25 protein-coding genes are annotated in these 26,024 nt (G+C 59.0%); 17 read left to right on the top strand and 8 right to left on the bottom strand.

Annotated elements, in window-relative coordinates; genetic code table 11:
* Positions 1 to 7 precede the first annotated feature (7 nt).
* From mutL to AC13C0_RS07450, 8 genes are all read left to right on the top strand, one after another.
* Complete coding sequence (gene mutL / locus AC13C0_RS07485; protein ID WP_482954212.1) at positions 8 to 1,912, top strand: DNA mismatch repair endonuclease MutL; 1,905 nt, start codon at positions 8 to 10, stop codon at positions 1,910 to 1,912.
* Between the two features lie 28 nt (positions 1,913 to 1,940).
* Positions 1,941 to 2,948, top strand: coding sequence for a tRNA (adenosine(37)-N6)-dimethylallyltransferase MiaA (gene miaA, locus AC13C0_RS07480; RefSeq protein ID WP_303285230.1), 1,008 nt, complete (start codon positions 1,941 to 1,943; stop codon positions 2,946 to 2,948).
* Positions 2,949 to 2,998: 50 nt separating this feature from the next.
* On the top strand, positions 2,999 to 3,250 hold the full coding sequence (hfq, locus tag AC13C0_RS07475) for an RNA chaperone Hfq (RefSeq protein ID WP_008170056.1): 252 nt from the start codon (positions 2,999 to 3,001) through the stop codon (positions 3,248 to 3,250).
* A gap of 118 nt (positions 3,251 to 3,368) precedes the next feature.
* Entirely contained in the window at positions 3,369 to 4,667 is a 1,299-nt protein-coding gene (hflX, locus tag AC13C0_RS07470; protein ID WP_482954211.1) for a ribosome rescue GTPase HflX, read from the top strand.
* Positions 4,668 to 4,750: 83 nt separating this feature from the next.
* Complete coding sequence (gene hflK, locus AC13C0_RS07465) at positions 4,751 to 5,956, top strand: FtsH protease activity modulator HflK (RefSeq protein ID WP_303285056.1); 1,206 nt, start codon at positions 4,751 to 4,753, stop codon at positions 5,954 to 5,956.
* A 2-nt stretch (positions 5,957 to 5,958) separates the two neighbouring features.
* Positions 5,959 to 6,834: a protease modulator HflC gene (hflC, locus tag AC13C0_RS07460; protein ID WP_303285054.1), complete on the top strand. Its 876-nt coding sequence runs from the start codon at positions 5,959 to 5,961 to the stop codon at positions 6,832 to 6,834.
* Positions 6,835 to 7,012: 178 nt separating this feature from the next.
* Complete coding sequence (locus AC13C0_RS07455) at positions 7,013 to 8,194, top strand: ATP phosphoribosyltransferase regulatory subunit (protein WP_482954210.1); 1,182 nt, start codon at positions 7,013 to 7,015, stop codon at positions 8,192 to 8,194.
* 82 nt (positions 8,195 to 8,276) lie between these two features.
* Complete coding sequence (locus AC13C0_RS07450; RefSeq protein WP_303285051.1) at positions 8,277 to 9,572, top strand: adenylosuccinate synthase; 1,296 nt, start codon at positions 8,277 to 8,279, stop codon at positions 9,570 to 9,572.
* 52 nt (positions 9,573 to 9,624) lie between these two features.
* Here AC13C0_RS07450 and cmoB read toward each other — a convergent pair whose 3' ends face one another.
* Genes cmoB through AC13C0_RS07425 form a run of 5 tightly spaced genes read right to left on the bottom strand, consistent with a single transcriptional unit; the run spans position 9,625 to position 13,249 of the window.
* A complete protein-coding gene (gene cmoB, locus AC13C0_RS07445) occupies positions 9,625 to 10,617 on the bottom strand; it encodes a tRNA 5-methoxyuridine(34)/uridine 5-oxyacetic acid(34) synthase CmoB (protein ID WP_303285050.1) in 993 nt (330 codons plus the stop codon).
* A gap of 2 nt (positions 10,618 to 10,619) precedes the next feature.
* Positions 10,620 to 11,399 carry a carboxy-S-adenosyl-L-methionine synthase CmoA gene (gene cmoA, locus AC13C0_RS07440; RefSeq protein ID WP_303285049.1) on the bottom strand — a complete coding sequence of 260 codons (780 nt, stop codon included), beginning with the start codon at positions 11,397 to 11,399 and terminating at the stop codon, positions 10,620 to 10,622.
* Entirely contained in the window at positions 11,392 to 11,760 is a 369-nt protein-coding gene (locus AC13C0_RS07435; RefSeq protein WP_303285048.1) for a PA3694 family proteiin, read from the bottom strand. The genes cmoA and AC13C0_RS07435 overlap by 8 nt, the downstream gene beginning before the upstream one ends.
* A 40-nt stretch (positions 11,761 to 11,800) precedes the next feature.
* Positions 11,801 to 12,817, bottom strand: a complete 1,017-nt coding sequence (locus AC13C0_RS07430; RefSeq protein WP_303285047.1) for a serine/threonine protein kinase — start codon at positions 12,815 to 12,817, stop codon at positions 11,801 to 11,803.
* A 9-nt stretch (positions 12,818 to 12,826) separates the two neighbouring features.
* A complete protein-coding gene (locus AC13C0_RS07425; protein WP_303285046.1) occupies positions 12,827 to 13,249 on the bottom strand; it encodes a hypothetical protein in 423 nt (140 codons plus the stop codon).
* A gap of 151 nt (positions 13,250 to 13,400) precedes the next feature.
* On the opposite strand from AC13C0_RS07425, the gene AC13C0_RS07420 reads away from it, so the two are divergent.
* Positions 13,401 to 14,510: an NAD(P)/FAD-dependent oxidoreductase gene (locus AC13C0_RS07420; RefSeq protein WP_482954209.1), complete on the top strand. Its 1,110-nt coding sequence runs from the start codon at positions 13,401 to 13,403 to the stop codon at positions 14,508 to 14,510.
* A 167-nt stretch (positions 14,511 to 14,677) separates the two neighbouring features.
* Here the strand turns inward: AC13C0_RS07420 and AC13C0_RS07415 are convergent, their stop codons facing one another.
* The gene (locus tag AC13C0_RS07415; protein ID WP_482954208.1) at positions 14,678 to 15,421 is read right to left on the bottom strand and encodes a ComF family protein; all 744 of its coding nucleotides are present in this window, start codon (positions 15,419 to 15,421) and stop codon (positions 14,678 to 14,680) included.
* A 41-nt stretch (positions 15,422 to 15,462) separates the two neighbouring features.
* On the opposite strand from AC13C0_RS07415, the gene bioB reads away from it, so the two are divergent.
* From bioB to AC13C0_RS07375, 8 genes are all read left to right on the top strand, one after another.
* A complete protein-coding gene (gene bioB, locus AC13C0_RS07410) occupies positions 15,463 to 16,521 on the top strand; it encodes a biotin synthase BioB (protein ID WP_482954207.1) in 1,059 nt (352 codons plus the stop codon).
* 164 nt (positions 16,522 to 16,685) lie between these two features.
* A complete protein-coding gene (bioF, locus tag AC13C0_RS07405) occupies positions 16,686 to 17,861 on the top strand; it encodes an 8-amino-7-oxononanoate synthase (protein WP_482954206.1) in 1,176 nt (391 codons plus the stop codon).
* Positions 17,858 to 18,616 carry an alpha/beta fold hydrolase gene (locus tag AC13C0_RS07400; RefSeq protein ID WP_117617809.1) on the top strand — a complete coding sequence of 253 codons (759 nt, stop codon included), beginning with the start codon at positions 17,858 to 17,860 and terminating at the stop codon, positions 18,614 to 18,616. Before bioF ends, AC13C0_RS07400 begins: the two co-directional genes overlap by 4 nt.
* A complete protein-coding gene (bioC, locus tag AC13C0_RS07395; protein WP_482954205.1) occupies positions 18,604 to 19,440 on the top strand; it encodes a malonyl-ACP O-methyltransferase BioC in 837 nt (278 codons plus the stop codon). The genes AC13C0_RS07400 and bioC overlap by 13 nt, the downstream gene beginning before the upstream one ends.
* 61 nt (positions 19,441 to 19,501) lie before the next feature.
* Positions 19,502 to 20,194, top strand: a complete 693-nt coding sequence (gene bioD, locus AC13C0_RS07390) for a dethiobiotin synthase (protein WP_482954204.1) — start codon at positions 19,502 to 19,504, stop codon at positions 20,192 to 20,194.
* A gap of 51 nt (positions 20,195 to 20,245) precedes the next feature.
* Positions 20,246 to 20,491, top strand: a complete 246-nt coding sequence (locus tag AC13C0_RS07385; protein WP_117617806.1) for a flagellar basal body rod C-terminal domain-containing protein — start codon at positions 20,246 to 20,248, stop codon at positions 20,489 to 20,491.
* A 498-nt stretch (positions 20,492 to 20,989) separates the two neighbouring features.
* Positions 20,990 to 22,789, top strand: a complete 1,800-nt coding sequence (locus tag AC13C0_RS07380) for an acyl-CoA dehydrogenase C-terminal domain-containing protein (RefSeq protein WP_117620304.1) — start codon at positions 20,990 to 20,992, stop codon at positions 22,787 to 22,789.
* 211 nt (positions 22,790 to 23,000) lie between these two features.
* Entirely contained in the window at positions 23,001 to 24,791 is a 1,791-nt protein-coding gene (locus AC13C0_RS07375) for an acyl-CoA dehydrogenase C-terminal domain-containing protein (protein WP_117617805.1), read from the top strand.
* A 111-nt stretch (positions 24,792 to 24,902) separates the two neighbouring features.
* On the opposite strand, the gene AC13C0_RS07370 is transcribed toward AC13C0_RS07375, so the two are convergent.
* Positions 24,903 to 25,538: an endonuclease gene (locus AC13C0_RS07370; RefSeq protein ID WP_117617804.1), complete on the bottom strand. Its 636-nt coding sequence runs from the start codon at positions 25,536 to 25,538 to the stop codon at positions 24,903 to 24,905.
* 187 nt (positions 25,539 to 25,725) lie between these two features.
* Positions 25,726 to 25,989 (bottom strand): hypothetical protein, encoded by a 264-nt coding sequence (locus tag AC13C0_RS07365; protein WP_117617803.1) that lies wholly within the window; start codon positions 25,987 to 25,989, stop codon positions 25,726 to 25,728.
* Between the last annotated feature and the right edge of the window lie 35 nt (positions 25,990 to 26,024).

Here is a 26,024-nt window from a genome sequence, read left to right as displayed (position 1 = left end):
CCGTAATATGCCCCCCATTCGATTGCTGTCACCACGGCTCGCGAACCAGATTGCCGCGGGTGAAGTGGTGGAGCGCCCCGCATCTGTCGTCAAGGAACTGGTCGAAAACGCCCTGGATGCCGGTGCCACCCGGGTTGATGTTGAGGTGGAGCAGGGCGGCGTCAAGCTGATCCGCGTGCGGGACGACGGCAGCGGTATTGAAGAGGACGATTTGCCGCTGGCCCTGAGCCGCCACGCTACCAGCAAGATTGCCAGCCTTGATGACCTGGAAGCCGTTGCCTCCCTGGGCTTCCGTGGCGAGGCGCTCGCCAGTATCAGTTCGGTTTCCCGCCTGGCGCTGACCTCCCGGACAGCAGAACAGGAAGCCGCCTCCCGGGTGGAAGTGGAAGGCCGGGAGATGGACGCCAGGATCTCGCCCGCAGCACACCCGGTGGGCACTACCGTTGAAGTGCGGGATCTGTTCTTTAATACCCCGGCCCGCCGCAAGTTTCTGCGCACCGAAAAAACCGAATTCAACCACGTGGAGGAGTGCCTGCGCCGGCAGGCCCTGAGCCGGTTTGATGCCGGTTTCACCCTCCGTCATAACCAGCGGGTTGTTCAAAGCCTGAGGCCTGCCGATTCAGCCCTTGACCGGGAGCGGCGGATCGGTGCCCTGTGCGGGCAGCAATTCATCGACAATGCGGTGGTTATCGATGCGCAAGCAACGGGGCTTCGTCTGTGGGGCTGGGTTGCGCTGCCGACATTCTCCCGCAGTCAGTCGGACCTGCAGTATTTCTTTGTCAACGGCCGGGTGATTCGTGACCGGCTGGTGGCTCATGCCGTGCGCCAGGCCTACCGGGATGTTCTCTATAACAACCGGCATCCGGCCTTTGTGCTGTACCTGGAGGTAGACCCGGCCACGGTGGATGTGAATGTGCACCCCACAAAACACGAAGTCCGTTTCCGGGACGGCCGATTGGTTCACGATTTTATCTTCAGAACCCTGCATAAGGCCCTGGCCGATGTTCGGCCGGATGATCATTTCCGAGGTGCGGTCGCCCAATCCTTTGGTCGTGAAGCGTCGGCTCAGACGGAAAGTTCACCGGCCATGACTACTTCTGGGGGCGCTTCCTGGAATGGCCAGCCAGCGCTGCCGAGTTACGGCCATTCCGGCGCACCAGCCGGTTTCGGTGGCCCCTCACAGCCTCGGCAGGAATGGCGCGCCAGCGATCAGATGGCGTTCTATCAGTCCCTGAACGCCGGTGGTGGAACCGCAAGCCCACAGTCGACACCGATCAGTGACGGTTCTGCCAGACCCATGCCGACGCCGCCGGTGGACAGTGATGAGGAGCCGCCACTTGGCTATGCCATTGCCCAACTGCACGGGATCTATATTCTCGCCCAGGGTCGGGCAGGGATGATCGTGGTAGATATGCATGCTGCTCACGAGCGCATAACCTATGAACGGATGAAGCGGGCCCTTGCCGAACAGGACCTGAAAAGCCAGCCATTGCTGGTTCCGCTGTCTCTGGCGGTCAGCCAGAAAGAGGCCGCCCTGACCGAGAGCCACGGCGATGAGCTGCACAGGCTTGGCCTGCAGATAGAACGGATCGGCCCGGAAACCCTGGCTGTCCGGCAGGTGCCGGCGCTTTTGCGAGGCGCTGACGCTGAGCAACTGGTGCGTGACGTGCTGGCGGACCTCATTGAGCATGGTCAGAGCGACCGGGTGGAAGCGGTGACGCACGAACTGCTGGGTACCATGGCGTGCCATGGCTCGGTCAGGGCGAACCGTCAGCTCACCATACCGGAAATGAACTCGCTGCTCAGGGACATGGAAGCCACCGAGCGAAGCGGCCAGTGCAATCACGGCCGGCCGACCTGGACACTGGTCACCCTGTCCGAGCTGGACAAGCTGTTCCTGCGGGGGCGTTGAGGTGTCCCTGCCTCCGGCCATTTTTCTGATGGGGCCAACGGCGTCCGGTAAAACCGACCTGGCCATGTCCCTGTGCGAGCAGCTACCTTGCGAGATCATCAGTGTTGACTCGGCCATGATATACCGTGGCATGGATATCGGCACCGCCAAGCCGACGGCGGAAGAACTGGCCCGGGCCCCCCATCGCCTGATCGATATCTGCGATCCGGCACAAACCTACTCGGCCGCGGACTTTCGCCGCGACGCCCTCGCTGCCATGGCCGGGATCACGGCAGCGGGCCGGATACCCCTGTTGGTGGGTGGAACCATGATGTACTTCAAGGCATTGCTGCATGGCATGTCCGGTTTGCCCGCGGCGAGCCCGGACGTGCGCAGGGTGTTGGAGCGGGAGGCTGAGGTGCGGGGCTGGGAAGCGCTGCACCGGGAGCTGCACAGTGGGGATCCTGTTGCGGCGGAGCGGATACATCCGAACAATCGCCAGCGATTGCTGCGGGCCCTGGAAGTCCTCCGAGTGACCGGCAGGCCGATTTCAGGGTTCTGGCAGGCAGAGGTTGCCGGTAAAAACGAGGGAGTGCCTGAGCCTGCCAGCAGAAGCGATATTGAGGATTACACCTATTTCACCCGCTGGCAGGCAGACGAAACACCTTTGCTACCGTATACTGTCGTGCAGCTTGCCATGATGCCACCGGATCGGCGGGTGCTTCACGAGAGAATCCGCCAGCGCTTCCTGAAGATGCTGGACTCGGGTTTTATCGACGAAGTGCAGGCACTGATGCTCAGGGAAGACCTGCACCCTGACCTCCCTTCCATGCGTTGTGTTGGCTATCGCCAGGCCTGGAGCTATTTGTCCGGGGCGGACGACTACGACACATTTGTAAGCAAGGGTATTGCCGCCACACGCCAGTTGGCGAAGCGGCAGTTGACCTGGTTGCGTAAGTGGTCCGATGTGGACTGGCTGGACAGTGAAGACAAACTTATCGCCAAGGCAGCCTTGAAAAAAATCAGACTTCGCACCACATTTAACTCTGACCAATGACGATCTGCACCTGCTGAAGCATCTGCACCCACTAAAACAGGAGAAAACACATGTCAAAAGGGCATTCGTTACAAGACCCTTACCTTAACGCCTTGCGCAAGGAGCGCATTCCGGTTTCCATCTTTCTGGTTAATGGTATCAAACTCCAGGGCCAGATCGAGTCTTTCGACCAGTTCGTGATTTTGCTGAAAAACACTGTCAGCCAGATGGTCTACAAGCACGCTATTTCCACGGTGGTTCCTGCCCGCAATGTTCGCATTCCGCAGCAGGCTCCGGGAGGAGAGGGCGAGTCTGAAGACTGATCCATCCGTTTCCCCGGTATTGCACCCGCGTTCCGGAAGACCCTTTTCTGGGGTCTGATGGCCGCGGGTGTTTGTTTTTATGATATTGACAGTTTCACTGTTCCGGAGTTGATGCCAATTGTTTGAACGTCCTGATGTCGGTGAGCGCGCGATACTCGTCCACATCGATTTTACTGCCCATGACGGCACGGAAGACCCTGGCGAGTTCCGGGAACTGGTGATGTCCGCCGGCGTTGAGCCGGTGGGTGTTGTGACCGGTTCCCGCAAGCAACCCAGCCCGAGATTTTTCGTTGGCGAGGGAAAGCTGGAAGAAATCCGTGACGCCGTGACCACCAGTGAAGCCGATGTCGTATTGTTCAATCATGCGCTGAGCCCGCGTCAGGAAAGAAACATCGAGCATGAACTCAAGTGCCGGGTGCTTGATCGCACCGGTGTGATCCTCGACATCTTTGCCCAGCGCGCCCGTACCCACGAGGGTAAGCTACAGGTAGAGCTGGCACAGCTTGAGCATATGTCAACGCGTCTGGTGCGTGGCTGGACTCACCTGGAGCGGCAGAAGGGTGGCATCGGCCTTCGGGGCCCTGGCGAAACCCAACTTGAAACCGACCGTCGCCTGCTCCGGGAACGGATAAAATCGATCCACAAGCGTCTTGAAAAGGTTCGCCGGCAGCGGCGCCAGGGTCGACGGGCCCGCCAGCGTGCGGACATTCCAGCCGTGTCTCTGGTTGGCTATACCAACGCAGGTAAATCAACCTTGTTCAACCGGATTACCACTTCCTCCGTCTACGCTGCAGACCAGTTGTTTGCAACGCTGGACCCGACGCTGCGGCGCCTGGAACTTCCGGATATCGGGCCGGTCGTAATGGCGGACACGGTGGGCTTCATCCGCCACCTTCCCCACAAGCTGGTCGAAGCATTCCGGGCAACCCTGGAAGAAACGACACAGGCGACAATTTTGCTGCACATTATTGACAGTCACGACAGCCGGCGTGACGAGAATATGGAGCAGGTCGAAGAGGTGCTGGCCGAGATCGGGGCAGATGAGATTCCCGTACTGCAGGTGTTCAACAAGATTGACCTGCTGGAAGACTTCACGCCGAGAATCGAGCGCAATGAAGACGGTGTTCCGGTGCGGGTCTGGGTGTCCGCGGTGACCGGGGAAGGGTTCGGCGGTCTTTACGACGCCATTGTGGAGAGACTTGCAGAGGACGTTGTGCATCATTTTGTTTTGCTGGGGCCTGCCGACGGCAAGCTGCGCGCGTTGCTGCATGAGGCCGGGTCGGTGCTGACCGAGGAGCACCGCGAGACGGGGGATACGGTGCTGGAAGTTCGTTTGCAGAACCGGGACTGGCTGCAGCTGCTGAGCCGGGCCGGAGTGAAGGAAGAATCGGTCAGGCTCGAGCTGGGCCATGCCTGAAACCGGAACGGCTATTGCCGGGGCGGAGATAAATCCCTAGTATTTGCAGCCATTCTATTTATAAGTCAGTAATGGAGAGCACTATGGCCTGGAATGAACCGGGTGGAAACCGTAACGACAACGATCCCTGGGGTACCGGTGGTGGTCGGCGCGGCAATGATCAGGGTCCACCAGACCTCGATGAGGCACTGAAGAAGGGGCTGGACAAGCTCAACAAGATGTTGGGCGGCAAAGGTGGCAAGTCCGGCGGCAGTGGTGATGGCAGTACCGGCGGAGGCGGCGCTGGTTTTGGCGCTATCCTCGCCCTGGCGGCCATTGTTGTCGTGGGCTATGTCATCTTCCAGTCGTTCTACACAGTGGACGAGCAGGAGCGGGCCGTTGTTCTGCGTTTCGGGGAATACGACCGGACAGAGAGCCCGGGCCTGCGCTTTAAGGTGCCGTTGATTGATGATGTCACCAAGGTGCGGGTAACCAACGTCCGTACCGCCGAGTCGACGGGCCAGATGCTGACTCAGGATGAGAACCTGGTCAGCGTGGATCTGCAGGTGCAGTATCGGGTCAGCAATGCCCGTGACTACGTGCTCAATGTCCGTGACTCCAACCAGGCCCTGGCCTTTGCCACCGACAGTGCGCTTCGGCATGAAGCAGGCGGCGCCACTCTGGATGCGGTATTGACTGAGGGTCGGGTTGAACTTGCGGTAAACGTCGAGCAGCGAATCCAGAGTTTCCTGAAGCAGTACGGCGCTGGCCTTGAGATTGTGCGGGTCAACGTGGAAAGCACCCAGCCGCCTGGCCCGGTTCAGGATGCTTTCCGGGAAGTGCAGCGTGCCCGTGAAGACGAGCAGCAACTCAAGGAAGAAGCAGAGACCTACCGCAACAAGGTTGTGCCGGAAGCCCGCGGCCAGGCCCAGCGCATGGTTGAGGAGGCGGCGGCATACAAAGCCCAGGTGGTTGAGCGCGCGGTTGGTGAGACCGCCCGGTACAAGGATCTGCTGGCCGTGTACGAGAAGGCGCCTGATGTCACTCGCGAACGCATGTATCTGCAGGCCATGGAGAGCGTGCTTGCCAGCTCCAGCAAAGTGCTGGTTGATACCAAGTCCGCCGGTAATATGATGTACCTGCCGCTGGATCGTCTGACCCGTCAGGGCGGCGCCAGCCTGGCGGCGGGCCGGAACGAGAGCGCAGATGCCGGCGGTCTGGCCGGCCAGTCTGATATCCAGTCCCTGACGGATCAGGTGCTTCGCGAACTGCGCAATCGCCAGTCCACCAACACGAGAACGGGGAGATAATCATGGGACCCAAAAGCATTATCGGTCTTGCTGGTACCCTCATCATTCTGTTGTTGGTATCGTCCAGTGTTTACATTATTCCGGAAACCCATCGTGGCGTTCTGCTGCGTTTCGGTGAACTGATCGAGACCAACGTTCCTGCAGGGATTCACTTTAAAGTCCCCGTTATTGATGAAGTGCGGAAGTTTGATGTTCGGGTTCTTACCATGGACCTGCCGGCGCGTCAGTATCTCACCATTGAGAAAAAGCCACTGGACGTGGACTCCTATATTGCCTGGCAGATTACCGACGTGGATACCTACTACCGCGCTACCGGTGGCGACGAGTTCAGGGCCCAGAATCTGTTGTTATCGCGGGTGGATAACGGCCTTCGTAATGAGTTTGGTGTCCGTACCATGCGTGAGGTGGTCTCAGGTGAACGTGATGATGTGATGGCCTCACTCAAGGACCTGGTCAACGAAACGGCGCTCAAAGAGTTCGGTATCCGGGTGCTGGATATCCGTATAAAGGCCATTGAATTACCTGAGCAGGTCCGCACGAACGTGTATCGCCGTATGGCCACCGAGCGGGAAAAGCTGGCTCAGGAGTATCGCTCCCGCGGTCGCGAAGCCGCCGAGGGGATTCGGGCGGATGCTGATCGTCAGCGCACGGTGGTCCTGGCGGAAGCCTTCTCCAAGTCCGAGCAGCTTCGCGGTCAGGGCGATGGTGAGGCTGCGCAGATTTACGCCGATGCCTACAGCCAGGACCGTGAGTTCTTCAGCTTCTATCGGAGTCTTTCCGCATACCAGAATGCGTTCTCCAGCAAGGACGACATCCTGGTGATCGACTCCGAAGGCGATTTCATGAAGTACATTAAGGACTCCCAGGGCGCGAAGTGATACCCGCCTGAGTGTTGAAAAAAACCGGAATACGGGCGTATTCCGGTTTTTTTGTGCCTGCCAACCGTGTAAAATTCTGGCGGTTTTGTGTCGGGTTTTCTGCCCGAGTATCGCCTTAAATTCTGTGTGATCCCCCAGCCAAATGCGCCGGTGCGGATATAACGGACAACGGAATCTCATGACAGTATCTGATCGCTGGTTACTGCCGGACGGGGTAGAGGATATTCTGCCTCCGCTGGCCGGACGGATCGAATCCCTTCGCCGGGATGTAATGGATACCTGCCAGCGTTGGGGTTATCAGCTGGTAATCCCGCCGCTTATTGAATACCTCGAATCCCTGTTTACCGGAACCGGACACGACCTGGAACTGCAAACCTTCAAGCTGACCGATCAGCTGACAGGGCGGATGATGGGTGTTCGGGCGGATATGACGCCCCAGGCAGCCCGTATCGATGCCCATACCCTGGGCCAGGATGGCATAACCCGCCTTTGCTACGCAGGCCATGTGCTGCATACCCGCCCGCGCCACATGCTGACTGGACGGACGCCGATACAGGCAGGCTGCGAGCTCTTTGGCAGTGCCTCCGAAGCTGCGGATATGGAAGTGATCAGCCTGATGCTGGAAACCCTTCGGGTTGCCGGGCTGCCGCGTATTCACCTGGATCTGGCGCACGTGTCGATTTACGAGAGCCTGATCGGCGAAGCGGATGTTGACCGCGACACCGAAGCTGCGATCTTTGATGCCATGGCTCGCAAGTCGGTGCCCGAGCTCGACGGGTTGTTGGGCGAATGCGCCTCAGGCTCTGCCGGTGCTCGTCTGCGCGAGCTCGCCCGCGTCAGTGGCGGCCCGGAAGCGCTGGCCGGGGCGCGCCGTGTCCTGCAAGGTGCATCCGACAATCTGGATGCGGCACTGGATCAGTTGGGCCGTGTGTCGGACCTGCTGGGCCGGGACTACCCGGAAGTCAGTTTCGGCTTCGACTTCTGCGAGTTGCGTGGCTACAACTACCACACCGGCCTTGTGTTCGCGGCTTACGTTCCCGGCCATGGCGACTCGGTCGCCAAGGGCGGGCGCTACGACGCCATTGGCAGTGATTTTGGTCGGGCGCGGCCCGCGACGGGGTTCAGCCTCGATATCCGCGCACTGGTTTCCCTGGGTGAGCGGCTGGTACGGAAGTCCGGCGCAGTCTGGGCGCCGGCGGATGATGACCCGGCCCTGGAAGGCGTGATTTCCGGCCTGAGAATGACAGAAACCGTTGTCCGTGCCTTGCCCGAGGATAACGGTGTGGATCCGGCCGCCAGAGGTTGTGACCGGAAACTGGTTAAACAGGGCGGCCGGTGGGCCGTAGAGGCGCTGGGCTGATGCCCCCGGGCTTCGGTGACTTCACTTACAGGTAAACTTGCGAAACGCCTGTCCTGCGGGGCAGCCGCATTGAGAGAGAATCATGGGTAAAAACGTTGTTGTGCTGGGCACCCAATGGGGTGATGAAGGCAAGGGTAAGATTGTTGATCTGCTGACCGACAAGGTCGCGGCCGTTGTTCGCTTCCAGGGCGGACACAATGCCGGCCATACCCTGGTGATTGACGGCAGGAGAACGGCGCTTCATCTGATCCCTTCCGGTATCCTGCGTCAGCATGTTCACTGTCTGATTGGCAACGGCGTCGTCCTGTCGCCGGAGGCGTTGCTCAAGGAAGTGCGTGAGCTGGAAGCCAATGGCGTCGCTGTTCGCGACCGTCTCCGGATCAGCCTGGCGTGCCCCCTTATTCTGCGGACCCATGTCCGAATTGACCAGGCCCGGGAACGGGCCCGCGGTGTCGATAAGATTGGCACGACCGGCCGCGGTATTGGTCCGGCCTATGAAGACAAGGTTTCACGTCGTGGCCTCCGCCTCGGCGACCTGTGTAACCCGGCGGAGTTCGAGGTGAAGCTGCGCGAGATCATGTCGTACCACAACTTCATCCTGACCGAGTACTTTAAGGAAGAGGCCGAAGACATTGATGCGGCCCTTGAAGAGCTGAAACAGATGGGCGAAGAAATCCTGCCGATGGCGGCGGATGTTACCGATATGCTCCATGATTTCCGTAAGCGTGGTGAAAACATCCTGTTTGAGGGCGCTCAGGGCTCCCTGCTGGATATTGATCTTGGCACCTACCCGTATGTGACCTCTTCCAACACCACCGCCGGAGGTACCGCCACCGGTTCCGGTTTCGGTCCCCTGTTTCTCGACTATGTGCTCGGTATCACCAAGGCCTACACCACCCGCGTTGGTTCAGGCCCGTTCCCCACCGAGCTGTTTGACGACATGGGTCAGCACCTGGCCGTCAAGGGTAATGAGGTGGGGACGACCACCGGCCGCTCCCGCCGCTGCGGCTGGTTTGATGCGGTTGCCCTGCGCCACGCCATCCAGATCAACAGCGTTTCCGGCATCTGCCTCACCAAACTGGATGTTCTGGACGGGATGGAGACGGTTAAGGTGTGTGTCGGCTACAAGACGCCGAATGGCGAAATTACCCGGCCACCCATTGGTTGTGACACCTACAGGGACATCGAGCCGGTGTATGCCGAGCTGCCGGGCTGGAGCGAGAGTACTGTCGGCCTGACCAGCCTGGACCAGTTGCCCGAAAACGCCAGGGCCTATATCCGTTTCCTTGAGGAGCAGATTGAGGCGCCGATCGACGTAATCTCCACCGGGCCGGACCGGGTTGAAACCATCACGCTCCGTCACCCGTTTGGTGAATAAACACTGACGGAAGAAAAGCCGCCCTGCTACACGGCACGGCGGTTTTTTTGTGTCAGGGTTTCTCGGCGATTAACGTTGCGCGAAGGGGCCCCGGATAGCCTTCAACTGTTTTCGACGGATCGTCCGGGTCCAGAAAATCCTGCAGGGAATTGAATCGCATCCAGTCGGTGCTGCGCTGTTCTTCGGTTGTCGTGGCGGTAACATCAACTACTCTGGCATTGCGGTACCCGGTGCGGTCCAGCCAGCGCAGCAGGGTGTCGCAGGTGGGCAGGAACCAGACATTGCGCATCTGCCCGTAGCGATCCCCGGGCATCAGGCTGAAGCCCTCGGGGCCTTCAACCACCAGGGTTTCCAGCACCAGCTCGCCACCTTTCCGGAGCGTACCCTTCAGTTCGAGCAGATGGTCCAGCGGTGACCTGCGATGGTAGAGGACGCCCATCGAAAACGTGGTGTCAAAGGTTTCAAGACCCTCCGGAAGATCCTCCATCCTGACTGGCAGCAAGTCCACGGGCACATGGCCCAGGTAATCCTTGATGCTCAGGAACTGGAACATGAACAACAGGCCTGGATCGATGCCGATGACCCGGCCAGCACCATTACCCAGCATCCGCCAACAGTGGTAGCCGGAGCCACAACCGACATCAAGAATACGACGGCCAGACAGGTCTGAAAGGTAGGGGGAGACTCTGTCCCACTTCCAGTCGGAGCGCCATTCGGTATCAATCCGGGTGCCGAAGAGCTCAAAAGGACCCTTCCGCCAGGGCATCAGCCCGCGTAACCCCTGCTGCAAGTGCGCCTGCTGCTCCGGTGTCGGGGCATGTGCCGCTGTCAGGGTTACAGCGGACCGGTCCAGGTGCGCCTCCACACCGGCCATAGCCGGCAGGCGGGCGAGGGCGGCTTGCCAGCGATCAAGATCGCCATGGGGATTGTCGTCAAAGCGGCGAATCAGTTGCTGCCTGAGCGTTTGAGCCCAGGCATCGAGATCGTCACCTGAAAGCTGATCAAGAAGCGGCCCGAATCGGGTTTGCCAGTCAAATTCTGCCATGGTCAGTCGGTGTCGGGTGTATTGGCCTTGATGGCGAGCATGGAAACAAAGTTAAAGCACTGGTACCAGACCAGAACCTGATCGAAGCCTGCCGCCTGGAGTCGTGCCTTGTGGGCGGTGGTTGTTTCCGGAATCAGGACCTGCTCAATGGCCGTTCGTTTCTGGCTGATTTCCAGATCTGAATAACCATTGGCGCGCTTGAATTCGTGGTGCAGGCGGGTCTGTATTGCCTGTTCGCTTTCGGTTTCAAACCGGATTTTTTCCGACAGGATCAGCACGCCCCCGGGCCGGGTTGCCGTGGCAATCCGGGTAAGCAGGCCGGCCCGCTGCCCTGGGTCGACAAACTGCAGGGTGAAATTGAGCGTTGTGACCGAGGCGTTACTCAGTTCGGTGTCCAGAATGTCCTCGCAACGCAGGGTAACGGGGAGGTTGTTGTCGTCCAGGGCAATGTAATGCTCGCAGCGCTCGATCATCGCCCTGGAGTTGTCCACGCCCACAAGGATACAGTCCCGATGTGGGATTCCGTGCCGCATTGCCAGGGTCGAGGCACCGAGCGAGCAGCCCAGGTCGTAGCAGTGGGAGCCGGGCTGGGCGTATTGCTCGGTGATCACCCCGATCATCGGAATGATGGTGGTGTATCCGGGCACCGAACGGCGGATCATGTCGGGGAAAACCCGTGCTACCGACGCATCAAACCGGAAATCCTCCGGGCGGCGCTCGGTGGCGAACAGCCGGTCCGTCACCTGTTCGGGGGGGGCGGAAGGTTTGCGGGGCCTAGTCATTGCCGTCTTGTGTCTCCGGCTGCCGTGGAACCTTCGGCCCGGTTGGTGAAGGGCGTCTGCATCGCACACCGCGGTTCTTGTAATCGACCAGGATGCCCCGGAACGACGGGTCCACATCCGCTGCAATGGCCAGGTAGCCGTTCTCGCACACGGCATGCAGTTCCGAGGCTTTCGGAGACATACGGAAGGTCTCACCCCCGGTGATATGAATGGCTTTGAAATCGCCAACCGGGACGTTGTCCTTGTTCTTTGTGTGGTTTATCCTGCCCGTCATCTCAAGCACCAGGACAGTGCCGATAATGGCAGCCAGCGCGGTCACGATCAGGCTTCGGACGGTGTAACGGGCCTCATTCTGGCTCATGCCTACCTCATTTCAAGCGTGTTAGCGTGTTTATGTGCGGTCAGTACTGCCCTGGAACCGTAATTGCCGGTGACTGCAGGGCGGAGAGCTGTTCCCGGAGCGAGAGAATCTGATCGGACCAGAATCTGGGTTGGGCAAACCAGGGGAAAAAACGTGGAAAGGCGGGGTCATCCCAGCGTTTAGCCAGCCAGGCGCAGTGTGCGATTTGCCGGTAGCAGCGTAATGGCTCGATCAGGTGGCGTTCACGGCGGTTAAAATCACGGAACATCTCGTAACCTTCCAGCAGTTCGCCGAGCTGGGCGCCGCGCTCGAAGTCGTCACCATTAAGCAGCAGCCACATATCCTGAATGGCCGGCCCGGAGCGGCAATCGTCCAGATCCACGAACAGCATCTGTTGTTCCCGGCAGAGAATATTGCCCGCGTGGCAGTCGCCATGCAGGCGCAGGGTCTCAACGGGGCCCGCTTCATCAATACGGGCAGCACTCAGAGCCTGAAGATCCGGAATCAGGCTGTCCCATGCGGGCCGGAGATCCGCTGGAATCCAGCCGCCTTCCACTAACAGCCGATTGCTGGACTCAATGCCATCGAGTAATGAAATGCCTGGCCGGTGGGCAAAAGGCTTGCGGGCACCGATGTTGTGTATCTGGCCCAGCCACTGACCCAGCCTGTAGAGGGTGTCTGTCACGCTGGTGTCCGGAGCCTGGCCCCCGCGCTGCTGGAACACGGCAAACAGGAATTCGCCATGGTGACCGAGAGTATCTCCGGAGTCCTGCCGCATAGGCGCCACGACCGGTATGTCTGCCTGCGCCAGTTCGCCAGTGAAATCATGTTCTTCCCGGATCTGTGCTTCGCTCCATCGCCCGGGCCGATAGAATTTTGTAATCACCGGCGGGCCTTCGTCCAAACCCACCTGATAGACCCGGTTCTCGTAACTGTTCAGCGCAAAAAGCCGGCCACTTACTGCAAACCCGGCGTCTTCCATCGCGTCCAGAATGGTGTCCGGGGTCAGGGAATCATAGGGGTGGGTGGATGCTGCAAGTGCGGGTTCATGGGTCATGGTGGAAGGTCAGAGCCTTGTGTCGTATTTGGATTTCATGAACTGCAGATGATACCAGTTTTCATCCAGCTCCCAGCGAATACGGGATATGCCGGAAGCGCCAAGCACAACATCCCCTGCATGGGCCTGCACCTGGGCCAGTTCACGCTCTGCGCGCTGCCAGTCCCGGTGACTGTCCCCGAGATTTCGCATGCTGGGGAACACAGCGCTCAGTGCATGGCGGGTAGACGTTGAGTGTGAGCGCAGTGAGCTCATGATGGCGGTATCACCCTCCACCCTCAGTACCCGATGTTTGTAGGGGTAGCTGGACACCACATCGTCGGCTTTCAGGCGCTCATTAAGACTGACAACCTCAAAACCGCGCCAGCCGAGCCAGCCTGCAAACAGGGCGGCCACCACCATTACCAGTACAAACTGCTTCCTGTCAGACATCCTCGCTGGGCTCCATGCACTTATTTCCGGGGCCAAGTATAACCGGTATGAGTCCCTGAGTAATGTGTTCAGACCCCGGAGGCTGGTTTCCGCTGGCGTGTGAGGATGGGGTATGCTCCGGTAATCGGCAGCTAAGCGGGAGCAGGAAGAGATGCCTGGAGAACTCCTTGAAACAGAAACCGTTGTCATTGGAGCGGGTGTCGTCGGCCTGGCCATTGCGCGCGCATTGGCAAAAAGCGGGCACGATGTGATCGTTCTCGAAAGCGGAGACCGTTTCGGAGAAGGTATTTCGTCGCGAAACAGCGAAGTCATCCATGCCGGGATCTATTACCCGGAGCAGTCACTGAAGGCCCGGTTGTGTGTGGAAGGCCGTCAGCGCCTTTATGATTACTGCCAGAGCCACAAGATCAACCACCGGAAATGTGGCAAATGGATTATTGCCGCCAGCGATTCGCAGGCCCGGAAACTTGAGGATATCCAGGCAGCCGCCACCCGCAATGGCGTCAAACTGGCCATGCATGACGCGGATGCCGTTACCCGTCAGGTTCCTCAAATCAACGCCTGCGCCGGCCTCTGGTCACCCGAGACCGGCATCATCGACAGCCATGGCCTCATGCTCTCGCTGCTCGGAGAACTGCAGGGTGTCGGAGGCCAACTCGTCCTCCGGTCACCGGTCGTCGCGGCAGAGTCCGTTGCTGGCCACCACCTGCTCAGGGTGGCAGGCGACAATCCGCTGACACTAAAAGCGACGCAGGTCATCAACGCTGCCGGCCTGGGCGCCGTTCCCCTGGCCAAAACCTGGGCAGGCCTTTCAGACCACCACAAGCCGCAGCAATGGTTCGCCCGCGGCGTCTACTTCAGCTACAGCGGCCGCCACCCCTTCAACACCCTGATCTACCCCGTCCCCGAACCCGGCGGCCTGGGTGTTCACCTGACCCTTGACCTGGCCGGCCAGGCCCGCTTCGGTCCCGACGTGGAATGGATTGAACAGGAAGACTACACCGTCAACCCCAACCGCCTCGAAACCTTTGCCAGGGGTATCCGCCAATGGTGGCCAACCCTGGACCCATCCCGTCTGCAACCGGCCTATGCCGGCATCCGACCAAAGCTGTGTGGACCTGATGGCGGTTTTGCGGACTTTCGAATTGATGGCCCGGAAGATCACGGCGTACCGGGGCTGGTAAATCTCTTTGGGGTTGAATCGCCTGGACTGACTTCATGTTTGGCGATAGCAGACTTGGTTAAGAAAAAGCTGGTTTGATCGACGTATCGCAGGGTTTGGGCGCCGTGCCGGCAGGCTCTCCCGGGATTGTTGAGGGCCATGGATGGCCCGAATCAAGCGCTCAGGGATGAGCTTGTAGCGTATCCCGGGAGAGCCTGCCGGCACGGCGCTTGCACGGAGCCAACTTGCACGGAGCCACAAAGAAACTAGCCAGGGGTCCGAGCCAAGGCCCAAACCTGAATATCCCGCGCCCCCGCCTCCCGCAAAACCCCCGCCAAAACCCGAACCGTCGCCCCCGTCGTCACCACATCATCCACAATCGCCACCCGCTCAGGCACCTCCGACGTCACCTTAAACACCCCACGAAGATTTGCCAGCCGCTCCTCCCGGTTCAATTCCCGTTGCGACCGCACCCGGCGAACGCGTTGCACCAGTCCGGTATTCACAGTAATCCCAAGGTGCCTCCCTGCATTCTCGGCAATATCCTGGGCCTGATTGAAGCCGCGCTGGCGCCGACGTCGCGAATCCATGGGGGCGGGCACCAGTACGTCCGGTCTTGATATCGTTCCGCTGCCCAGTTCCTGTTCAAGAAAGCTGGCAAAATCTGCGAGCAGCGGCCGCGCAAACTTTCGTTGCCCGTTGTATTTATAGCGGCCGATCATGCCATCCAGGGGATACTGATAGCGCCAGGGAATGCAGGATGTCTTGAACGGAGGCGGGAATTTCAGACAGTCGCCGCAAAGCAGGTCCGAAGAAGGGAAGGCCAGGGGCAGGGCGCAACAGCGGCAGTGCCAGCGGTTAACCGGTAGGCCCTCCCGGCATGGCGGACATAAGCCACTGAAAGCGTTGGAAGAAAGGCAGGCGACGCAACGTCCGCCCTGCTTGAAGCTGTTAACCTTTCGTTCAATGAAGGTTGACAGCCAGTTCAGTCCCTTTATCATCTGATTCATCCGTAAACCCCGAGACCGGGAAAGGTTAACAGGACTTTTACATGACCGCTACAGAGCTCCGTCACGACTGGACACTGCAGGAAGCCCGCGAGCTGTTTGAGCTTCCCTTTAACGATCTTCTGTTTCGTGCCCAGAGTGCGCACCGGGAGCACTTTGATCCCAACGAGGTGCAGGTGAGCACGCTGTTGTCGATCAAGACCGGTGCCTGCCCGGAAGACTGCAAATATTGCCCTCAGAGCGGTCATTACAACACTGGCCTCGAGAAAGAGAAGCTGCTGGAAATCGAGAAGGTGGTGGCCGAGGCTCAGGCGGCAAAGCAGAAGGGCGCCTCCCGGTTCTGTATGGGCGCGGCCTGGCGCAGTCCTTCGAAGAAAGACATGCCCTATGTTCTGGATATGGTCAGGCAGGTGAAATCCCTCGGGCTGGAGACCTGCATGACCCTGGGCATGCTGAAGGAAGAGCAGGCGGTAGAGCTGGCCGAGGCCGGTCTGGATTACTATAACCACAATCTGGACACTTCCGAGAAGTACTACAGCCACATCATCACAACCCGGACCTACCAGGACCGTCTGGATACGCTGGATAACGTCCGTAAAGCCGGTATGAAGGTTTGCTGCGGCGGCATTATGGGTATGGGCGAGGATGAGGATGATCGCGTCGGCCTGCTGGTCCAGCTGGCGAACCTGCCTCACCATCCGGAAAGTGTGCCGGTGAATATGCTGGTGAAGGTGAAGGGCACGCCGATGGAGGATGTGGAGGATCTGGATCCGTTCGAGTTCGTTCGCATTATTGCGGTGGCCCGGATCATGATGCCGGCTTCCCACGTACGCCTGTCGGCGGGCCGGGAGAATATGAATGAGCAGATGCAGGCGCTGTGCTTTATGGCGGGTGCCAATTCGATTTTCTACGGTGAGAAGCTGTTGACCACTGCCAACCCGGAAGCCGATGCCGATATGCTGTTGTTCAGGCGTCTGGGAATCCGGCCGGAGCAGCGGCAGCAGTGTGCCTCCGAGGAACAGGAAGAGGAGGCGATTGCCGAGGCGGTGGAGTATGAGGCGACTCGCCATATGTTCTATGACGCTACTCGGGAATCTGCCTGAACCTTTTTTCGACCCTGGGGAAGCGAGGAGCGGGTAAGGCTCCCCGGGATACGCTACGGGCACATCCATGTGCGCTTGTTTCGGGCCATCCTTGGCCCTCTACAATCCCGGGGAGCCTTACCCGCTCCTCGCCCGGGCCGTTGAGTTAACTTCCAGGTGCGATCGTGCGGGACTTTGGCCTTGAACTCGAAGAACGTAAACAAGCCGGGCTTTACCGGACTCGTCGGCAGGTAACCGGTCCTCAGCAGCCATCTCTGATTGCTGATGGCAAGTCTCTGTTATCCTTTTGCAGCAACGATTATCTCGGGCTTGCCAACCATCCCGCTAACATTGACGCACTGCGTGCCGCGCTTCCGGATACGGGCCTTGGGGGCGCGGCTTCCCATTTGATCTGTGGCCATCATGATGCGCACCACCAGTTGGAGCAGCGTCTGGCGGAATTCACTGAGCGCAGTTCGGCATTGTTCTTCTCGACCGGCTACATGGCCAATATGGGTGTGATTTCGGCGCTGGCCGGTCGCGGGGATACGATTTTCTCGGATCGGCTGAATCATGCGTCCATTATCGATGGCTGTATTCTGAGCCGGGCCCGGGTTCGCCGGTATGCCCACGGGGACGTTGCCGCGCTGGAGGCGATGTTGGCGAAAACGTCCGGGCACAAGCTGGTGGTGACGGACGGTGTGTTCAGTATGGATGGCGATGTGGCGCCGCTGGCCGGGCTGGCGCGGGTCTGCCGGGCCCATGATGCGCTGCTGGTGGTTGACGATGCCCACGGCCTTGGCGTTCTCGGGCCCCAGGGGCGGGGGAGTGTGGCGGAAACGGGACTGTCGGAAGTGGATGTTCCGGTGCTGATCGGCACCCTGGGCAAGGCGGTCGGTACCAGCGGTGCGTTTGTTGCCGGGCCGGCGCTGCTGATGGATTATCTGGTTCAGAAAGCGCGAACCTACATCTATACTACGGCCATGCCGCCGGCGCTTGCCTTGGCGACCTGCGCAAGTATTGATCTGATCGAGCGCGATGATGCCCGCCGGGAACATGTGTTGGGGCTGGTTTCCCGGTTCCGGAGAGAGGCGTCTGCGCTGGGTTATGATCTGATGCACTCCCACACGCCCATTCAGCCGATCATGATTGGTGATAACCACGCTGCTCTGGCGTTGAGCCAGGCGCTCGAAGACAGGGGGTTGCTGGTGTCGGCGATACGCCCACCCACCGTTCCGGTGGGTGAGGCTCGTTTGCGGGTTACGTTCAGTGCCGCACATACTCAGGAGAATCTCGATTGTCTGTTGAACGCGCTGTCGGAATGTCGTCACCTGGCTCAGGGCACGGAAGTGGCGATATGAGTTCCGCGAAAGTCTGTCCGCGTCTGGTGGTTGTCGGTGGCTGGGGTGTCCGGGCGGAAATGCTGGCCGGGCTTTATGGTTTCTGGCCGGGTGAGGTGATGCCGGTTTCGCTGGACGATGAACTGCTGGCCCGCTGCAGTTCCGTGCCTGAAGTGGCCGAGGAGTTGCTGTCGCTGTATCCCGAGCCGTCGGTCTGGATGGGGTGGTCCCTCGGCAGCCAGATTGTGATGGAGGCCGCCTGCCGGGAAACCGGTTCGGTGTCCTGTGCGATCACTCTCGGCGGTTTTCCGAAATTTGTCGCCGATGAGAGCTGGCCCCATGGAATGGCGGCCCGTGAGTTCAGGGCTTTTGCCCGGGGCATTCGCCAGGATCCGCAACGGTACTGGCTGCATTTTCTTCTGTTGATGATCAACGGAGCGGCCGACGAGAAGCAGGAGCGGCAAAAGCTCAAGCCGTGGCTCGAAAAAGGCACCCTGGTGTCAAACGATCATCTCTGTAAGAGCCTTGCATGGCTGGATGCCGGGGATCAAAGAGCGCTTTGGCAATCGCTCGCCACACCCGCCCTTCACGTGATGGGCGGGCAGGACATTGTTGTCAGGCCCTGGGCCGGCGACCTTGAGATTCCGGTCGTCAGTCGCCAGACGGTGGTCGAGGGTATGGCGCACTGGCCGGGTGGATGTTCGGCCGCGGATTGCTGGGGGGCAATCCGTTCTTTTCTGGCTTCGAAGGCGGAGTTGTCAGCATGGGCGTCATGAGTTCCGTGACCGGTAGTCAGGGCGGCCTGAAAGGCGCCTCCCGGACGCTCAAGGCGGATATTGCCCGGGGCTTTGGTAACGCGCGGAGCACCTACGAGAGTGCCTCAAGATTGCAGCGTTTCATGGGCAACACCATGCTGCAGAAGCTCCTGACCCGCAACGCGGTGGCGGCAGATTCAGGCGCTTTGGATCTTGGTTGCGGCACGGGCTGGTTCACCCGCAAGCTCGCGGCAATGGAGCAGGTGGGGGCAGTGGCGGGGGTAGATCTGTCTCAGGGTATGGTGCAGGAAGCCCGGGAAAAAGGTTCTCAAGACGTTGACTGGATCATTGCCGATGCCGAGCACCTGCCTTTGCAGGATGCAAGTTGCGACCTGATTTTCAGTAACCTGATGATCCAGTGGTGTGAGGATCCCCGGGCGGTGTTCCGGGAATGCCGGCGGATACTGCGCCCTGGTGGACGGCTGATGGTCTCCAGCCTCCTCGACGGTACGCTGAAGGAGCTGAAACACGCCTGGAGAGCTGCGGATCCGGAGCATGAACATGTAAACCGCTTCGAGACTGAAACGGCCCTGCGTGCAAAAGTGAACGCTGAACTGCCACAGGCGACCATCGAAACCCGAACCATCCGCCTGCCCTACACGTCGCCCATGATGCTGGCAGGTGAGCTCAGGCATCTTGGCACAGGTTTCCGGGGCGCTGAACGCCGCAAGGCTGTGACCGCGCCGGGCAGGATGCGGGACATGTGCAGGCAGTATTCGAAAGAGCCGGACGGAACGGTTATGGCAAGCTACGAGGCCGCCTGGATTTACTGGAAGAAAACCTGAGGCCTTACCGGAAAACAGGAAATAGGCTGGCATATTCTTGTGCCCCTGACAGGACTGAAGTATGGCGAAAAAATCCTATTTCGTAACAGGTACCGACACCGGTGTAGGCAAAACCATGGTATCTGCCGCGATTTTGCACGCCGCACGAGCCATGAGGAAACGGACTCTGGCGATGAAGCCCATTGCCTCGGGCTGTGAGCGGACACCCGAGGGCCTGCGCAACGAAGATGCGTTGATGCTGCAGAATGCCATCTCGGAACCATTGGCTTATGAGTTGATCAATCCAGTTGCGCTGGAGCCGGCCATTGCGCCCCACGTGGCCGCTGAACAGGCAGGCCGGCACATTACTGTTGATCGCCTGGTGGGGTTCTGCCGTGGTTTGCAGATTCGTCCTGCAGACCTCCTGCTGGTGGAGGGTGCCGGAGGCTGGCGGGTCCCACTTAATGATCGGGAAACTTACGGAGAATTTCCGCGCCAGCTGGCCATGCCGGTGATTCTCGTGGTCTCGCTCAGGTTGGGTTGCATCAATCACGCCTTGCTCACGGCAGAAGCCATACGCAATGACGGGCTGATGCTGGCGGGCTGGGTTGCCAACCGGACCGAGCCAGAGCCCATGAGTTGTGAGCAGGACACCCTGGACTACCTGGTCAATCACATGGCGTCGCCGTGCCTGGGAATACTGCCGTGGCTTGAACAGTCGCGTCCGGAGATGCTGGCAAGTTACCTCAATATTGATTCCCTGTTTGAAAAATGACCAAAAATGTGGCTTAATCGAGTCAAATAATGGTCATCGGGCAGAGCTGTTATGATCAACAACACACTCGCAGTTGGTATCCAGGGCATTCAGGACGGCATGGTCGGCATGGAAAATGCCGCCCGTAAGATTGCCCGTGGCGGCGTAGATGGTCCCCAGGGGACTGCCGGGGGTGCGGGGAACCTGATTGAGCCCATTGTTGACCTCAAGATATACCAGCGCAGTGTCGAAGCCTCAGCGCAGGTGGTGAAAACCGCGGACGAGACGCTCGGAACGTTGCTGGATATTATGGCCTGAGCCTGGGGCCATGCTGGGGCCAAGCTGGGGCCAAGAAAGTGCTTTCCTCACTCCCTCCTGTATTTCCAACGGTTTCTCCCACGCCCTTCGGAGTATCTTCTCCTGTTCAGGGTTCGGCACGCGTTCACCGGGCTGGTGCGGCAGTTCAACAGTCTCCGCCATGGCTGAAAAAGACGGTGAGAAAGACCGGGCCGGGTCCTCATCGTTCGAGCCTGTTTCTGCCTGAACCGGTCTTTGCTCAACTCCTTTTCCTCGCTTGATTTTTCCGCTTTGCGATGACCGGGCGATTGCTCTGCGCACTGTTATGGCGCGTGATCCTGTGACATACGGCAACACAATTTTTGCATCCGGCTATTGACAATTCTGTGCCTCTAAACGTATGTTTCAAACAAGTGTTTAATTAAGGCTGCGGCGCAGTGCGCTGCGGTGTCTGAGCAAACCCAAGGCCAGAAGCTGTCAAACCTGTTTCAGCTGAGACCGAAAACCGAGGTGGATTCCATGCCTGAGTACAAAGCGCCCCTGCGTGACATCAAATTCGTAATGAACGAGCTGCTGAACAGCGAGCAGCACTACGCCAACCTGGAAGGTGCTGAAGACGCAACTCCGGATATGGTGGATGCCATTATTGCGGAAGGTGCCAAATTCTGTGAGCAGGTTCTGTCTCCGCTGAACCAGGTGGGTGACAAGGAAGGCTGCACCTGGAGCGAAGACAGTGTGAAAACACCGACAGGCTTCAAAGAAGCCTACCAGCAGTATGTGGAAGGTGGCTGGCCGTCCATGACGGCTGATCCCAACTACGGTGGTCAGGGTCTGCCGCACTCTCTTGGTCTGGTTATGAGCGAAATGGTGGGTACCGCCAACTGGTCATTCGGCATGTATCCGGGGTTGAGCCACGGTGCGACCAATACCATCGAAGAGCATGGCACCGAAGAGCAGAAGCAGACTTACCTCACCAAGCTGATCAGTGGTGAGTGGACCGGCACCATGTGCCTGACTGAGCCGCACTGTGGTTCCGATCTGGGTACCCTGCGGACCAAGGCAGAGCCGAATGCGGATGGCAGCTACGCCATCACCGGCACCAAGATCTTTATCTCAGCCGGTGAGCACGACATGGCCGAGAACATTGTTCACATCGTGCTGGCCCGCCTGCCGGGCGCACCGGAAGGCACCAAGGGTATCTCCCTGTTCATCGTTCCCAAGAATCTGCCGAACGACGACGGTTCTTCCGGCGAGCGCAATGCGGTTTCCTGTGGCTCCATTGAGCACAAGATGGGTATCCACGGCAACGCTACCTGCGTGATGAACTTCGACGGCGCCAAGGGCTGGCTGATCGGGCCTGAGAACAAGGGGCTGAACTGCATGTTCACCTTCATGAACACGGCTCGTATCGGTACCGCCATCCAGGGTCTGGGTGCGGCCGAGCTGGGCTTCCAGGGCTCCCTGGCCTACGCCAAGGACCGTCTGGCCATGCGCTCTCTGAGCGGCCCGAAGAACCCTGAGGGTATCGCCGATCCGATCATCGTTCACCCGGACGTACGTCGTATGCTGCTGACCCAGAAAGCGGTTGCCGAAGGTGCCCGTGCCCTCATTTACCTGACTGCGCAGCAGGCTGATATCGTTCACAGCGGCAAGACTGAGGATGAGCGTAAGGCTGCTGACGAGGCACTGGGCTTTCTGACCCCGATCGCCAAGGCGTTCCTCACGGAAATCGGCTATGAAGCGGCCAACCTGGGCATGCAGGTGTTCGGTGGCCACGGTTTTATTTCCGAGTGGGGTATGGAGCAAAACGTACGTGATGCCCGTATCGGCATGATCTACGAAGGTACCACCGGTATCCAGGCGCTGGATTTGCTGGGCCGCAAGGTGCTGATGACCCAGGGTGAGTCCCTGAAGGGCTTCACCAGGCAGGTTCACATATTCTGCAAGGAAAACGCCGATAACGAACAGCTCAAGGAATTCCTGGAGCCGCTGGCGGCTCTGAACAAGGAATGGGGCGACCTGACCATGAAGATCGGCATGACCGCCATGAAGAACCGCGAAGAAGTGGGCGCCGCGTCTGTGGATTACCTGATGTACTCCGGTTACGCCGTGTTTGCGTACCTGTGGGCCCGCATGGCAAAGGTTGCCCTGGACAAGATGGTTGAGGGTACTTCCGAGGAAATGTTCTACAACGCCAAGGTGCAGACTGCCCGCTTCTACTTCAAGCGTATGCTGCCCCGTGCCAGAGCCCATGCCGAAAGCATGCTGGCCGGCGCTGATAGCCTGATGGATATGCCTGAGGAAGCCTTCGCTATCTAAGCGCGGGCACTGAGCACAGTTCCACAGGACGTAAAAGCCCGCGCTCCCCGGAGGCGGGCTTTTTTCATGAGTTACGGTCCGCTTTTGAGGTAGAATAAACGCCCATAAAAAATAATCTTCAGCGGACACATAGCCCAAGCAGGTGTGACTGGCCGGAACCAAGGCCCCTTTACCACCTGGACAGACTGACAGAATTTTTGGAGAGTTTTAGATGGCTGATTATCAGGCACCCCTACGTGACATGCGCTTTGTTCTGAACGAGGTTTTTGACGCCCCCGCCCTGTGGGCGTCGTTGCCGAAAATTGCCGAAAATGTTGACCCGGATACGGCCGATGCCATCCTGGAAGAGGCTGGCAAGATTACCAGTGGCGTTCTTGCCCCGCTGAACCGTGAAGGTGATGAGCAGGGCAGCCAATGGAGCAGCGGTGAAGTAACGGCTCCGGAGGGCTTCAGGGAGGCTTACCAGACCATCGTTGAAGGTGGCTGGAACGGTCTGGGCGGTAACCCGGAGTTCGGCGGTATGGGGATGCCCAAGACGCTGGTGGCCCAGTTCGAGGAGATGATGCAGGGTGCCAACATGGCCTTTGGCCTGGCGCCCATGCTGACCGCCGGTGCCTGCCTCGCCCTGGACGCCCACGGCAGCCAGGAACTGAAAGAAAAATACCTGCCCAACATGTATTCCGGCGTCTGGTCCGGTGCCATGGACCTGACCGAGCCCCATGCCGGTACTGACCTGGGTATTATCCGTAGCAAGGCCGAGCCCAACGACGACGGCTCCTTCAATGTCACAGGTACCAAGATCTTCATCACCTGGGGCGAGCACGACATGGCGGAGAACATCATCCACCTGGTGCTGGCCAAGCTTCCGGATGCTCCAAAAGGCCCGAAGGGCATTTCCCTGTTCCTGGTGCCCAAGTTCCTGGTGAACAATGACGGGTCCCTGGGCGAGCGTAACAGCTTCAGTTGTGGCTCCATCGAGAAGAAAATGGGTATCAAGGGTTCCGCCACCTGCGTGATGAATTTCGATGGCGCCAAAGGCTGGTTGGTTGGCGAGGAGCACAAAGGCCTGGCCGCCATGTTCACCATGATGAACTACGAGCGTTTGGGCGTTGGCATCCAGGGCATCGGTGCCGCTGAAGCCTCATTGCAAAGTGCCCGGGAATATGCCCTTGATCGCATACAGAGCCGCGCGCCCACTGGTGCACAGCAGCCCGAAAAAGCGGCGGATCCGATTCTGGTGCATCCGGATGTACGTCGTATGCTGCTGACCATGAAAGGCTATGTTGAAGGCGGCCGCGCTTTCTCAACCTACGTGGCCCAGTGGCTGGATATTTCCAAGTACGCCGAGGACGACGAGCGACGCAAGCATGCCGAAGGTATGGTGGCGCTGCTGACTCCGGTGGCCAAGGCGTTCCTGACCGATCGTGGCCTGGAAGCCTGCATCATGGGTCAGCAGGTATTCGGTGGCCATGGTTTCATTCGCGAGTGGGGGCAGGAACAGCTGGTTCGCGACTGCCGGATTACCCAGATTTACGAGGGCACCAACGGCATCCAGGCGCTGGACCTGATGGGCCGAAAAGTGGTTGGCAGCCAGGGTAAGCTTTACGAACTGTTTGCCCAGGATGTGGCGACTTTCCTTGAGGAAAACAGCGGTGACGAGCACCTGCGTCCGTTCCTGGAGCCTCTCGCTGCCGCGGTTGAGCGCCTTGATGACGTGACAGAGCATGTGATCAAACAGGCCGGCGACAACCCGAACGCCGTTGGAGCTGCCTCAGTAGATTACCTCGACCTGTTCGGCCTGACGGCCCTCGGCTACATGTGGGCGAAAATCGCGAAGGCGGCTGCACCCAAGGCCGGGAGCGATACCTCAGGCTTCTACAGCGGAAAACTGAAATCAGCGCGGTTCTATTTTGACCGCCTGCTGCCAAAAACCGTTTCCCTGGCCGAAGGTATCCGTAGCGGCAGTGACTCGATGATGGCTCTGACTGCTGAAGAATTCTGATTTCAGAGTTGAGGCGGGCATAAAAAGGGGTCAGATGAAACTTTCATCTGACCCCTTTTTATAACCCCTTGTTCATCTGATAGAGGTTGGCACCAGCTCCGGCCTTGAAGCTCAGAGTCTTTCCATTCGCTCGGGATCTGTGACGAAAGGATTTTCGTTCCCCTGAATTTCGGCAATGCGCCGATGGCGCGTCAGCTCACCGTCGTCAGGTGGGTCCAGCTGATTCCAGCCCTTGAACACGGCGGCAGAGCCCAGCCAGGGCAGTTTGTAGGTGTCGACCATGTAGGCAACTGTGCGGGCAACATCGCCTTTGACCCGAACGGGGGGCTCAAAGAACTGGGCGCTTTGGCGGATGCCGCACTCGTCGGTCTTGACGGCAGAACCCAGGTCTTCGTATCGAACATTGCGGCGTCCCATTTCTGTCCGGCTACGTACCGGCACCATATTGTGCATGTCTGAGGCTATCTGCCGATAACGGTTGTCCTGTTCACATTGGCGCGACGTCCCACAGTCGAGCGCGCTGCGCACATCGGCCAGCGGGTATACATACCCGTCGGTCAGCACGAAGCCTTTACTGGTAAAAGGAGTGTCGCAGAAGAATGAGTTCCCTCCGTTGGCGTAGAGATTGCCCCAGAAATGTTCGGAAATAACGGTTTCCGGATCACTGAAACGGATGTTCTGGCCAATCACGAGGGTTGTGGTGAGCAGGAAGGTGAGTGCGGTGGGTATCAGTAAGAATTGTTTCATACGCCATTTATACCTCGCAGTGTGGTCAAGCGCCCTGGCAATTCAGGCCCCGCTGGTCAGGATTCGATCAGGCGGGTCAAAACTATGACGCTTTGTTCACTGATACTGTGAAGTATGACACAGAGACTCCGGCCCACGGAGCCCCTGGCGTAGAGATTTGTGGCTTAGTGTTAACCGGTTAACACTTTTACTTCAGTTTGTTACGGATATTCTGGTAGCCAGTCTTCAGATCCTCACCCAGCTTCTGGGTGGTTTGGCGGGCTTCCTGGGAGGCGTTTTCCGCATCGTGCATCATCTGGTCGATCTTGGTCCGGAAGCGGTCCCAATCCTGCTCAAGATCGTCCCATTCGTCCTTCACGTCTTCGCGGGCCAGGTGAAGCTGCACCCGCGCCTCATCCCGATACTGTTTTATCTTGTCCGACAGTTTTTTGAACTCTTCTTGAAGACTCATCTGAAACACCTCCTTGGATTGATGGTGTGCTTACA

This window comes from Marinobacter sp. B-21 (assembly GCF_056857895.1).
The sequence above is the reverse complement of the archived record's forward strand: the minus strand, read 5'-3'. Positions and strand labels throughout refer to the sequence as shown.